Origin of the sequence: Thermoanaerobacterium butyriciformans (assembly GCF_017874545.1) — a bacterium.
Taxonomy (GTDB): Bacteria; Bacillota; Thermoanaerobacteria; order Thermoanaerobacterales; family Thermoanaerobacteraceae; genus Thermoanaerobacterium; species Thermoanaerobacterium butyriciformans.
Genome location: NZ_JAGGLT010000018.1, coordinates 56,641 through 69,704, shown reverse-complemented (window position 1 = coordinate 69,704; position 13,064 = coordinate 56,641). Strand labels below are relative to the sequence as shown.

Annotated in this window: 13 protein-coding genes; 1 reads left to right on the top strand and 12 read right to left on the bottom strand. The window is 35.1% G+C overall.

Annotated elements, in window-relative coordinates; translation table 11 throughout:
* Positions 1-159: 159 nt before the first annotated feature.
* The 9 genes from cobA to J2Z80_RS08900 all read right to left on the bottom strand — a co-directional run bounded on the left by cobA (position 160) and on the right by J2Z80_RS08900 (position 10,362).
* Positions 160-1,650 carry a uroporphyrinogen-III C-methyltransferase gene (cobA, locus tag J2Z80_RS08940; protein WP_209454075.1) on the bottom strand — a complete coding sequence of 497 codons (1,491 nt, stop codon included), beginning with the start codon at positions 1,648-1,650 and terminating at the stop codon, positions 160-162.
* The gene (gene hemC, locus J2Z80_RS08935; protein ID WP_015311780.1) at positions 1,650-2,543 is read right to left on the bottom strand and encodes a hydroxymethylbilane synthase; all 894 of its coding nucleotides are present in this window, start codon (positions 2,541-2,543) and stop codon (positions 1,650-1,652) included. The genes cobA and hemC overlap by 1 nt, the downstream gene beginning before the upstream one ends.
* A complete protein-coding gene (hemA, locus tag J2Z80_RS08930; RefSeq protein WP_209454074.1) occupies positions 2,540-3,778 on the bottom strand; it encodes a glutamyl-tRNA reductase in 1,239 nt (412 codons plus the stop codon). Before hemA ends, hemC begins: the two co-directional genes overlap by 4 nt.
* A gap of 186 nt (positions 3,779-3,964) precedes the next feature.
* Complete coding sequence (locus tag J2Z80_RS08925; RefSeq protein WP_209454073.1) at positions 3,965-4,762, bottom strand: ABC transporter ATP-binding protein; 798 nt, start codon at positions 4,760-4,762, stop codon at positions 3,965-3,967.
* A complete protein-coding gene (locus J2Z80_RS08920; RefSeq protein WP_209454072.1) occupies positions 4,737-5,759 on the bottom strand; it encodes an ABC transporter ATP-binding protein in 1,023 nt (340 codons plus the stop codon). The genes J2Z80_RS08925 and J2Z80_RS08920 overlap by 26 nt, the downstream gene beginning before the upstream one ends.
* Before the next feature lie 5 nt (positions 5,760-5,764).
* A complete protein-coding gene (locus tag J2Z80_RS08915; RefSeq protein WP_245301240.1) occupies positions 5,765-6,478 on the bottom strand; it encodes an ABC transporter permease in 714 nt (237 codons plus the stop codon).
* A 129-nt stretch (positions 6,479-6,607) separates the two neighbouring features.
* Positions 6,608-7,612, bottom strand: a complete 1,005-nt coding sequence (locus J2Z80_RS08910) for an ABC transporter permease (RefSeq protein ID WP_209454070.1) — start codon at positions 7,610-7,612, stop codon at positions 6,608-6,610.
* A 20-nt stretch (positions 7,613-7,632) separates the two neighbouring features.
* A complete protein-coding gene (locus tag J2Z80_RS08905; protein ID WP_209454069.1) occupies positions 7,633-9,438 on the bottom strand; it encodes an ABC transporter substrate-binding protein in 1,806 nt (601 codons plus the stop codon).
* Positions 9,439-10,068: 630 nt separating this feature from the next.
* The gene (locus J2Z80_RS08900; protein ID WP_209454068.1) at positions 10,069-10,362 is read right to left on the bottom strand and encodes a helix-turn-helix domain-containing protein; all 294 of its coding nucleotides are present in this window, start codon (positions 10,360-10,362) and stop codon (positions 10,069-10,071) included.
* A gap of 183 nt (positions 10,363-10,545) precedes the next feature.
* Between J2Z80_RS08900 and J2Z80_RS08895 the strand changes: the two genes are divergently transcribed.
* Positions 10,546-10,926 carry a helix-turn-helix domain-containing protein gene (locus J2Z80_RS08895; RefSeq protein ID WP_349292590.1) on the top strand — a complete coding sequence of 127 codons (381 nt, stop codon included), beginning with the start codon at positions 10,546-10,548 and terminating at the stop codon, positions 10,924-10,926.
* Between the two features lie 505 nt (positions 10,927-11,431).
* Here J2Z80_RS08895 and J2Z80_RS08890 read toward each other — a convergent pair.
* The 3 genes from J2Z80_RS08890 to J2Z80_RS08880 are packed head-to-tail and all read right to left on the bottom strand — an operon-like array spanning position 11,432 to position 12,779.
* On the bottom strand, positions 11,432-11,863 hold the full coding sequence (locus tag J2Z80_RS08890) for a hypothetical protein (protein WP_209454067.1): 432 nt from the start codon (positions 11,861-11,863) through the stop codon (positions 11,432-11,434).
* Positions 11,864-11,865: 2 nt separating this feature from the next.
* On the bottom strand, positions 11,866-12,453 hold the full coding sequence (locus tag J2Z80_RS08885; RefSeq protein ID WP_209454066.1) for a DUF2812 domain-containing protein: 588 nt from the start codon (positions 12,451-12,453) through the stop codon (positions 11,866-11,868).
* 5 nt (positions 12,454-12,458) lie between these two features.
* On the bottom strand, positions 12,459-12,779 hold the full coding sequence (locus J2Z80_RS08880; RefSeq protein ID WP_015311792.1) for a PadR family transcriptional regulator: 321 nt from the start codon (positions 12,777-12,779) through the stop codon (positions 12,459-12,461).
* Between the last annotated feature and the right edge of the window lie 285 nt (positions 12,780-13,064).

Genomic DNA, 13,064 nt, shown 5'->3' with positions numbered 1-13,064 from the left:
CTCAGACCGAGATTTTGCCTACCGCTTCCTTCAGATTCCACCTCGCGATGGACACCCTTGCGGTTCAGCTAGTGGTTCCCACTACCAAGCCCACAGCGGACTTTCACCGCCTAGTTATCGCCCATGCCGGGCGCACCATTAAAGCGCGAAGAATATAACTCATGCTTCGCGCTTTAAAATCTCTCTAATCAAGTTTTCAAGTGTGTAAGTATTTGGAATTATATCAACTTTAAAACCATTTCTTTCTATTGATTCTTTCGTCACAGGTCCTATTGCGGCTATTTTTGCATCTCTTAAGTAAGACATATTATCTCCTAATATTAAAGACATATAGTTAAATGTTGATGTGCTTGTAAATATTGCTATATCAATACCCTTTTTAATTTCATTTATTAATTTATCTTTTATTTCATAATTTGGGGTATTTTTATACGCCACAATCTTATCTAAAAAGGCGATATCTTTAAGATTGTCTATAAGCACATCACCGCCTATATCAGAAGTCAAGAGTGCAACTTTCCCCTTTATTGGAATGTTTTTAAGCTTATCTGCTAAAGCCTTTGAAGTATATTCTTCAGGTACAATATCTGGATATATATACATTTTATTTAGAGCCTCACATGTCTTGCTGCCTATCGCTGCAATCTTTACTCCATTCAATTTTCTTAAATCAAATTTCTTTAAATTGATAGTTTCTTTAAAGACGTTGACGCCATTTACACTTGTGAAAATAATATAATCGTATTTTTCAATATTATCAATAAGCTTTGATACATTATCTACTTCCGGAATTATCTTTATCGTTGGGCATATGACAACATCTACCCCATTATCTTTTAAATCATCCACAGTACTCATAGCTAAGTCGTATGTCCTTGTTAAAAGGACTCTCTTTCCAAAAAGTCGTTTCTTTTCGAACCAGTCAAGCTTTTCACTCATGTTTACAACTTTTCCAATGACTATTATTGCTGGATTATGCATACCTTCATTGCGGGACTTTTCTGCAATATCTGATAAAGTGCCCTTTATCACCTTTTGATGCGGCGTTGTCCCGTTCATTATTACAGCAGCAGGCATATCTTTAGACATGCCATTTTCGATAAGTTTATTTACTATAAATTCAATGTTCTTCATGGCCATCAAAAATACAAGAGTTCCATTAAGTTTAGCAATCACTTTCCAATCGAGATTTTCAGTTTTACCGTCAGATTCATGGCCTGTTATAACATGAAATGATGAACTTAAATTCCTGTGTGTAATAGGAATACCTGCATAAGACAAAACAGCTATAGCAGAGGTAATTCCCGGAATCACTTCAAACGGTATGCCCTTATCGTAAAGATACTCCCCTTCTTCACCGCCTCTTCCAAATACAAACGGATCGCCGCCTTTTAATCGCACCACCGACTTGCCCTCCATAGCCTTTTCAGCAATAATCTCATTTATTCTCCATTGTGGCACTTTATGTGAATCAGGCATCTTTCCAACATCTATAAGCTCAGTACCATCTTTAGCCATTGCAAGTATGCTGTCATTTATCAATCTGTCATATACAATCACATCTGCCTTTTTTATCGCTTCAATTGCCTTTAATGTAATAAGACCTATATCACCAGGCCCCGCACCTATTAAATAAACAAAGCCTGCCATTATATACCTCCAATTTTTTCAACTAGTCTATCACCTATTTTATCTATATCCCTCATTAATCCTGTTTCTCTACCCTTTATAAGTTTCCCATCTTTATAATATGATACTCTCACCGTAATTAAATCATCATTCCCATTCCTTTTATATTCTGAATATATTCCTAATGGTATCTTGCAATTTCCGCCAAACTTCTTCATTATTTTTCTCTCAGCGGACGACTCAAAAAAAGTCTTTGCATCAAGTAGCATTGGATAAATTTCAAAAAATTCTTCTTCAAAATCCCTCCTAATCTCTACAGCCAGTATTCCCTGACACGGTGCCGGAACAATCAATTCAACTGGAAAATAATCCTTTATCATGTCTTCAAGGCCGAGCCGTTTTATTCCAGATGCCGCCAATACTATACCATCTAAGTTTAGCTCATGCATTTTCTTTATTCGCGTGGCAATATTACCTCTTATGGGTACTATCTCAATATCTGGCCTCAAATTCTTAAGCTGGACACTTCGCCTTAAACTGCTTGTACCAATTCTTGCATTATTTTTTAAGTCAATAAATTTTTCACTCCTTGAAATAAAAACATCACGTGGATCTTCTCTTCTATATACAGATAAAAGCTTAAGGTCATTAGGTACTTCGTAAGGCATATCTTTCATGCTGTGAACAGCCATGTCAATCTCATTATTAATCAATGCATCTTCGATTTCTTTAACAAAAAGACCTTTGCCTCCTATCTCGCTTAAAGGTGCATTTAATACACTGTCGCCTTTTGTACTTATCTTTACTATTTCAAATTCAATATTAGGTTTATACTTCTTTATTTCATTAATCACTATAAGTGTCTGAGTCAAAGCAAGCTCACTTGATCTAGTCCCAACTCTAATCTTCTTCATATGTTTTCCTCTCTTCGATCTTCATTAAAGGATATATCGTCATTCATCAAAACATCTTTCTTTATGTGTGATATCATCATATTCGACATCTTGTCTGCAACTCTTTTTAAAGATATCCTAATATTTTCCTTATCTCTTTCTGTTGCACCCTCAAGTTTGTTTACCAATCTCTCAAATTCTATATCGCATATGTTGTGTGAATAAATGTTTATCTTTTTAATGTATGGTTCAATCTTTATCGTCTTAAACCAATCATTGAACTCCGCTTTTTTATCACAAATCATTTTCTCAATATCCTTAATAACATCAATACGCTTTTTTCTATTTTCTTCAGCAGTTTTTCTAAGATCATCTATTGTATATAGGCTTACACCATTAATTTCTGCAATCTTAGGATCTATGTCTCTCGGAAGCGCAATATCAACCATGCAAATCCGTTTTCCATCATAAACATTTTTAAATTTGTCATAGCAAACAGTATAATGTGGTGCATTTGTAGCACTTATCACTATATCGCTTTTTGCAATTTGTTCATACTTATCTTCATATGGCACAACATCTATTTCTGGTATCTCCTCTTTTATGTTTTGAGCCTTTGTATGGGTTCTGTTTGAGACACACACATTGACACCTTTTGCAATAAGGTTTTTTATAGCGATCTTGCCCATTTCACCTGTCCCGATAACAAAAGCATTTTTATCTTTTACATCTTTAAACACATCTTCTATAAACTTAACAGCAATATGACTTATAGACGATGAAAAATTTTTTATATCCGTATCTGTGCGGACCTTTTTCCCAAGAGTAATGGCATCCCTAAAAAGTTTATTTAATATTTTGCCAGATCCTTTATTAATTTGTGAAATGTTTAGTGCATCTTTCACTTGTCCCAATATCTGGTCTTCACCCACAACCATCGACTCTAACCCACAGGCAACTCTAAAAATGTGTTCCACGACTTTTATGCCAGATATACCATAAAGATAATTTTTAAAGTCCTTTTCTAACTTAAAATGCTCCACATAAAAATCTTTTATCATCTCCAAACTTATACTTTCCGAATAAAAATATATTTCACTTCTATGGCATGTTGATAGTATAACTACTTCATCAAGCCCATATTCTTTTAATTCCTGCAACGTACAATCAATATTTTTATTAAAAGATACTTTCTCCCTAATTTCAATAGGCGTACTTTGATCTATTCCAACCATCTTTATGTTATTTATATCCATAGAAACCAACTTCTTTCGTTATTATAAATATCGTAAAACATCGCTTAATCATAATTTTAGCACAAACATTATATTTTTTAAAAACATACAATGTTAAAAAAATATGCTACCTAAAAAGATAGCATAAAAACAAAATGTTTAGTATTTTTAAGTTGATGGAGAGAAGCAATTATTAACAAATAATCTCTATAATGCCCACCTGCTCTCTATTTTTGGAACATCACTTATCAGGTGTTTGGTGTACTCTTCTGTTGGATTTAAAATAACATCATCAGGAAAACCTTCTTCCACAAAACGTCCTTCTTTCATAACAAAAATCTTGTCAGATACATAATAAGCAAGACCTATATCATGTGTTATAAAAACGACTGTTGTCCCTATCTCATCTCTCAATTTCATTAATGCGTCTAGTATACTAGCTCTAGAACAAGCATCAATCATTGAGGTAGGCTCATCAGCAATGACAAGTCTTGGACGTATCAATAATACACGCGCTATCATAAGTCTCTGCATTTGTCCACCAGAAAGTTCAAAGGGATACTTATTATATATCTCTCCAAATCTTAAATTCACAAAATTGCATGCTTCTTCAATCTTTTTGTACTTCTCATCTTTTTTTAGCGTGATATTAAGAAGCTTTATACAGTCCAACAATACATTGTCAACTTTTTTAAATATGTTAAAAGAGGAAAAAGGATCTTGAAAAATTGGCTGTACATTTCTCCAATACTCTATTCGCTTCTCTCTGGTCTTCAATTCTATAGGTCTACCTCTGAAGATAATTTCCCCACTGGATGGGTTAAGCAATCCTAATATCATTTTAGCTAATGTGGTCTTTCCACTTCCACTCTCACCAACAATGGATATTATTTCACCACTTTCGAATTCAAAATTAACATGGTCGACGGCAATAGTTTTTTTCTTTTTATTTGAAAATATCTTTGTTACATCTTTTCCACTAAGTAGTAGCTGGTTTCTTGCCATCTTCATACATCTCCTTAAGCTCATCTACTTGCAATACACACCTATAACTTCTATTATTTACATATTTCATATTTATCTCACTGATTTTACATTCATCTTTTGCAAATAAACACCGATCAAAAAATCTACATCCCTCCAATTTGTATTTTAGATTAGGAGGAGCACCAGGAATAACCGTCAGCTTTTTCCCTTTTATACCCTTTTCTGGCACAATTATTGAATTCATCAATCCATTAGAATAAGGATGAATTGGATCAAAAATAACTTCTTCTGCTTCTCCTGATTCAACAATCTCACCTGCATACATAACCATAATATCATCAGCTATATTGTATAAAAGAGGCAATTCATGTGTTATAAAAACCATCGCCTTTATAAATCCTCTCTTTATTAAATCTTTTAAGAGCTTTATCACTATTTTTTGAGACGTAACATCCAGTGCTGATGTCGGCTCATCTGCAATAAGAATCTTTGGATTTAATATTGTGGAAATCGCTATAACTGTTCTTTGCTTCATCCCTCCTGAAAGCTCAATAGGATATCTTTGAAGAACATCTTTTGGCAAATTAAGTGTCTCGAACCTATCTTCGGCTATTTTTCTTATCTCTTTCTTTGTAATGCCAGATATGTGTTCTTCCATCACATCTTCTATTAAATTTATAATCCTTTGCGTAGGATTTAGTGCATTCATCGCTGCTTGAGGTATATACGCTATTTCCTTTCCAAGTATCTCTTTTCTTAGCTGATTGTACGGAATTTTCGTTATATCAATTCCAGATATATTTACAATACCGCTCTCATAAAAAAGAGGAGGATAATAATATCCCATAACGCTCATAGCTAATGTAGATTTGCCGCATCCTGACTCTCCTGCTATACCCAAACATTTGCCATCTTCTAAATCAAATGATACATCATCAACTGCAGTAATCTTTTCATTAAATCTTGTCTTATAGACGCTTTTTAAATTTTTAACTTCTAATAATTTTTCAGCCATAATTATTAACTCCTTATTTGTGGATTGAAAATCTGATCAAGACCTGTGTTCATCAAATTTAGCGAAAAAGTAATCAGCGCAATCATTAAAACAGGCGGTACAAAAGCCCACCATGCACCACTCATATGTGCTTCATACATTGTAGCCCAGTTTAACATAAGCCCGAGTGTCACAGTATTTTGCGGACCAAGCCCCAACATTGATATAGTCGCTTCTGAAAGAATTCCTGATGCAACTTGAAGTATAAATGCCATACCAACATATGATGCTATATATGGCAATATTTCAGTTGCAATAATCTTTGGTATACTATAGCCTGAAACTTTTGCGAGGTTTACATGATCACGATTCCGCAATGATATCGTTTGTGCCCTGACAGCTCTTGCAGTCCAAGGCCAGCTAGTGAAACCAATTACTAGGGCGGTAGTTAAATACGATCTGGAACTAATACTGACAGATATTAATACCAATATAATAAATGATGGTATGACGAGAAATATATTTGTAATTGATGACAGTACATCATCAACTAAACCACCTATATATCCACCAAAAAGTCCCAGAATAAGCCCTACACCCGTGGCAATTCCTCCAGCCAAGATTCCTATAATTAGCGATGTCTTGCCACCAGCTATTAATTCTACTAATTCATTTCTCCCGAAATTGTCAGCACCTAGTGGTAAATTAGGGCCAGGGTTTTGAAACATTGTATAATTCATTTTTAAAGGATCTTCCTTATTCACAATTGGAAAAATAATCACACTCAATAACAATAAAGCAAAAATTATAAATCCTAGCCTAAATTTACTTGACTTGAAAATAATACTGAAATTATTTTTCATATCTCATCACTCCTGTTGGGCAACTTTAATTCTAGGATCTATCAAACCATAAACTATATCTATAACAAAATTAGCTATCAAAACACCTGTAGTGATTAAAAGAGTACATCCTGATATAAGAGGAAAATCCTGTGCAGCAATGGCGTTAAAAAGCACTGAGCCTAAACCAGGATAGCTAAAAACGATCTCTGTAATAAGTGCACCTCCTACCATTGTACCTAAAGAAAGTGCTAGTCCGGTTATTTGCGGAAGTACTGCATTTTTAAAAACATATCTCACTATTTTTGAATCCTTAAGACCTAATAATCGACAATACTTGACATAATCTGCATTTAATTCATATATAGACATCTCTCTCATACCAAGAGACTGACCACCAATTCCTACCAAAACTATGGACCAAAATGGAAGTTGATAATGTTGTAATACTGAAAGAAAGAATGACAATGTAGGACTTGGAATCATGTCAAATGCATATCCACCACTGGCTGGAGCTATTTTTAGTGCGACAGCAAATAGCCACACTAGGACTATAGCAAACCCGAATGATGGTATACAACTTATAAATAGAAAAACTGGAAATAAGACTTTATCAAAACCCTTCTTTATGTAAGCTGCTAGAACCCCTAAAACATTGCCAAGAATCCAGCTTACAATAATTGCAGGCAATTGGAGTCCTATTGTCCACACGATTGAACTTGCCAATATGTCTGTTACCTTTCGCGGATACTGTCCAAAAGAAGTGCCCATATTTCCATGTAAAAGATTGGAAACGTATATTAAAAATTGTTCCCAGATAGGCTTGTTTAATCCAAATTCTTTCTCAAATGTCTCATAAACACGCTTAATCGAATTTGTATCTGCCATTCCGCTGGTGATTTTTGAAACAATGGTTGATACCGGGTTTCCCGGTATCAACCTTGGCAAAAGGAAATTCAGAAATAAAGCTACTACAAAAGTTAGGACGTACCACACAATTTTACTTGTCATATATTTTCTATAGCTTTTCACCTTAAACTCTCCTCTATTTTTTATTTAGAAGAATGAATTTTATATAAAGCTGCTACACCATATCCATCCATGCAGATGTTTGGAGGTATATTTGTGCCATCGCCTTCAACAGGGAATCCGCTCCAAACAGAAGTATTAACGGTATAGAAGTCAGCAGGCCTGTACATCAAGCCAATCATTGGAACCTCTTTTAAGTAAATCTCATTAAGCTTTGTCCACGCGTCTTTCAATTGCGTTTCATCTGTTATGTTTGGAATCTGATTTAGCAAAGTATCTACTTCAGAGTTTTTATAGCGGCCATAGTTGAAATAAGCTGTCTGACCTATAGGAGCATACCCATTTGAGCTCATTCCCTGATATGCACGTGCCCAAGGAGAAGATATTCCTATACCTTGATATGAGTACATGCCCATATCAAAATTACCTGTCTGCATATCATTGTTCCAAACAGACTGTTGTGGAAAATATGTTTGAACGTTTATTCCTATTTCTTTGCAAGACGATGCTACAATTTCAAGTGCTGCATTCCAGTCAGACCATCCAGTTGGACACTCAACTTTAAACGACAATTTTTGTCCGTTTAACACCCTTATTCCGTCTGGTCCTTTCTTAGCACCAATGGAATCCAGCAATGCATTGGCACCATCAATATCATGGGACTTCCATTGAAGAGGTGCTAATTGACTTTGATCTATAAGTTTTTGCTCTGAATCAAGAGGCAGCATCAATGATGGTGACATCGTTCCTGAATAGCCACTCATGGCATTCTTCGCAATCTTATCGTAATCTATGGCCATTGCTATTGCACGACGTACATTTGCATTGTCAAGTCCCGGTTTTGTGACATTTATAACCAGCCAAGGTATAACTCCCGGCATATAGTATGGAGGGTCTGGTAGATAAGTCTTTATATTTGGTCCAAAAGTCTGAATATTCGGTGTAAATTGCTGTGAAACGTCTACCTGATTCTGCCTTAAAGCAGTATCACCGGCAGCATTATCTTTAAATATATTGTGAACTATATATTTTGGTGCCGGCAATTTGCCCCACATTGAAGGTGCCTTACCCCAATAATTGTCGTCTCTTATCAAGACAACCTTTGTATTATCATAATAGAAGACTTTGTACGGTCCCGACGCCACAGGATTTGCATTTACTTCACTTGAAATTTTACTGAAATCATTGTTATCTTTCTCTTCTATCTTTGTCCAAACATGTTTCGGCAAAATGTAAACCGACTCTAGCGCTTCTTCAACCATTAAAGGATTCTTATTGTCGCTCTTTAATTTAAATTCTACAGTTGTGTCGTCCTTTGCAGTAACACTATCAAGGTAATTCCAGTTGCTAGACCATGAAACGGGATATTTTTTGCCCAACTCAAAAGTATACGCGACATCATCAGCTGTAACTTTTTCACCATCATTCCATTTTGCATCAGGGTTTAAAGTTACGGTACAAACCGTATTGTCTGGCGAAAACTGATATGTCTTCCCCAAGAGTGGATACATTTTTCCATCAAGTTGATTGTACATAAACAATGTTTCATATGTTAGCTCTCTTGCTATACTTGTAGCTGACAATGGAAGTGAAGTTTGGCTAGGGCTTAATGGATTAAATGTCGTAGGAGGTCCCCATTGTAAGCCACTTATATAAAGTGTTTCATTTCTAGGTGTAGCTTCACCAGGTTTTACAGCAGTTTCAGTTGTTGTCGTTGTCTTGTTGTTTTCAGAAGTTTTGTTGGAATTGGAATTGTTGCCGCATCCGATTATAAGCAGTGATACCATTAAAATCACAAGTACCATGCTTATAAGCTTTTTGAACTTCATAAAATCTCCCTCTTCCTTTTTTTATTTTTAATTTTTCCTGCCCTCTCCACATCAAAGAAAACTTTTAGCCACCCATACGAGTCAAAGAATTTTAAGTCATAAAATATAAGCACCTCCCCTTTTTATAAATATTTTTAGGAATTGATGTTTATGCTTATTTTAATTTTGGGGTACACTTTATGTCTCCCAAAAGTTGATCCAACTAAAAGAATGTTTTTGTATAAGTTTAAAATTAATCCTTTTCATAACCTGATAAGTAAACTCATCTATCCTCAATATCAACTTATTCAATTTCATTAAAAAAATTCATCTATCAATATATTTTTTCTATTGTGTGCAACAACCCAACACCCCTGCATAGTCAATGGTTCAGCTCCCTGGCAAAGGAAAACATCTAAATTTACTTCAAGGAGCTCGACAATGGCCGATAACAATTACGCCTTTGACTAGCATAGGGATCACCTTTGTTCTTTGATAACCTATAGAGGTCGACACAAATCTGCGCAGCCTGTTTTTGTGGCTTTTGGGCATTACGCGCAGTCGATGTAGTTGTGGATTTTGGCAAAGTAAATGACATTCAGATGCTTAAAGTTTTTGCCGCATACATAGCAATGAGAGATAGGCGTCTTGTTATTTCCAAGACATCACCTCCTTTGATGAATTACTAATTAACGACCTTGGAGTTAGTCCCTTCTTCATCTTTACATTTGAGTTCCATTTTGTTACTCCAAGAGCATCAAAAAAAACATCCAGTGACACCCCCAGTATATCTGCCATTGCCTTTGCTGCTTTCAATGACGGCACCCGTGTTCCATTTTCTACTTGTGTATAAAAAGCCCGTGTTACACCTGCTGCCTTGGCAACATCTTTCTGTATTAAACCTTTGGAAATTCGAATTTCAGCAAGTTTACTATATTGTTTCAATTTATCCACCTCCCTAAGTTCCAACTCGTAACTTACTATTACTTTAATTATAAGTAACAAAATGTAACTTGTCAAGTCCTATCGGCACACTTTTCGATAAAAAAGTTCCTTATTGTTACTTAATGTTGCTGTAGGTAACCTATGTGGGTATAATTAACATATAGAGCATGTTGTCAGAAAGGAGTGTTTAAAATCATTTTTAATAGAGAGGGTTTTCCGGAAAGGCTTCGTAGGCTCCGAGAGGAAAAAGGACTTCTTCAACGAGAGCTTGCGGAAAAATTAAATCTTTCACGTGTTGCAATAACACATTATGAACAAGGAAAAAGGTTCCCTGAATGGGGTACTTTGCAAAAAATGGCCGATCTTTTTAATGTATCCGTTGATTATCTCCTTGGTCGAACTGAGCATAGGCACAACCATACTTCCAATGCCAAAGATAAAACAGAGACCATAGCTACCCACAAAACAGATGATCCAATGTCAGAACTTCCAGATGAAGCTAAAAAAGCCCTCGAAGAATTCAAGGAATTCATCTTAAGGAAGTACGGTAAAGGAAAGGAATAATCATATCACTCTTGCTGCTTAAAATAGCAAGCAAGCACGGGATTTTCGTGGAATGACTTCCAGCCGTCATTAGAGACTGTTTATTGTCTTTTCCTTGTTGCCTTCGGTTATTCTGGCAATGGCTATTTTTGAAAGCAGAGCACATTTTTGCTGCCTGCACATTAGCAAAGAGCTATAACACCATTTCATCAGTACAGGCAACTCCATTCCCATGACGCTGTTACGGAAATAAAAGATACCGTAAGCAGGTCTGAAAAACGAATTGGTAAGATAAGCAAGAAAAATATCAAATAGATATAGTGTTTAACAGCTATTAGAAGAAGTGAGAAAACAGATTATATAATGAATTAGATTGATAATAAGTATATGTAGTTAGAAATTAATAATATATCAAGAACGTCAATATAGTTTTAAATGTTTGCAAAAATATGAGATTACTTAATTTTAATATATGGATAATATCTATTTTTAATTTCCCAGTGAATTAACACTACTTTGCCAATAATTAGGGATTGGTAGATTTGGCATTATGCTTTTCTATCGAAAAACTACCTCGATGCCCTTCTGCAATTACAGTTGCCCTTACAGTACCAGTTGCGGTAACACTATATGAAGACGTTTGTATATTTTTTTTGTGAAAATACGTTGTTCCATCTGCACCTTTTATTAGCAAACTGATATTTCCTGCATCAGTTTCAACATTTATATCTAAGTAACATTTCTCATCGCCTAAGTGCAAAATTTTGCTTAGCTTTCCAGTAAGCATATAGTAGTGGGCTCCCCAGTTAGTTTCACCCTTGTTCTCAAAAAAGAGAACCTTCGCATATGAACCAAATGAAGCAAGTCCAGTAAATTGCATAATCGCCGCAAGAGCAATAACAGCAACTAATGTAATAATAAGCTTTTTGCTATTAAATAATTTATTTTTGTTTTGCATAGTCACCACTCCCTTATCTTAGCATTGTGTCTGATTTTAATAATTTCAGATTGATACGCGATAATTGGAATAAGGACGAGTAACCCGCCAATACCCCAAACAATGGAACGTTGCACATAACCCAAAATCGCAAACAATAAAAAAAACCAAAGCCAAGCGTTTCTCAAAGATTTGCAGTATTTCAACTTATCCTCATAGGAAGTATGCAATTCAAATTCCTTACCATCGTTTTTTTTCTCAACAATAAGCAATTCACGGTCAAACGTTGTTGAATTTGTTGCTATTCGCCCACCTTTTTCAGCCCATGGACGATAACGTAATTTTCCAATTGAATAATTCAAATTGATGTTTTTGAAAAACACTTTATAACCCAAATCCTCTAAGAAATTGCAATAATCTATTACGTCCTCTTTTGATTTATGACCTATGAACTCAATCCGATATTCAAATTGTCCCGGCGCGCATTCTTCGAATTCATAAAGTAGTTTACCAGTGCGAACTAAGCGATAACCTTTTTTCGCCATTTTGTTCAGCCAATTTTCCTGCACTGATAATAAACCATCATAAAAGCGATGATACTTTTTACTCATAAAGTTTACCCCTCCCCAATGATTTCAGTTGCAACCTGAATAAGTTCTTGCAGTCGTAGCAGTTCTTTCTTTGCAATTTCCTTGCCTGCTTTTGTGATTAAATATTCTTTCTTTCTCCCCTCATTGTCCCCGTGAAAAGCAATCCATCCTTTTTTTTGCAAAGCATTTAATGCTCCATAGAGTGTTCCCGCTCCTAAAGAAAGTCGTCCTGCTGTTTTTTCTTCAATAAACTGCATAATAGCATATCCATGCCTTGGTGTATACAGGGAAAGCAAAATGTAAAAAGTTACTTCTGTTAGCGCACCGCCTTTCCCGTTATCTCTCAATCTTACACCTCCAAGTTAGTTCGCTTACTATAATTATTATATCAGTAACCGTAATAAAATTCAATAGTTTTTAACAATATTTTTAAAATTGCAATATAAAACCACCATTTCTGCACTTCATCCCTTATTCAGGTAAACTCCCTATATGTATTTACGGCAAGTTCGAAACGATGGATCTTGTTATAATTGCCATATTTTATTATAATTTTAAGCAGACTCTGATGTTAATAATTTTTTATTTAAATTTTGTTAACCAATTTAGTTTAATTTGTAAATTAAAAATAA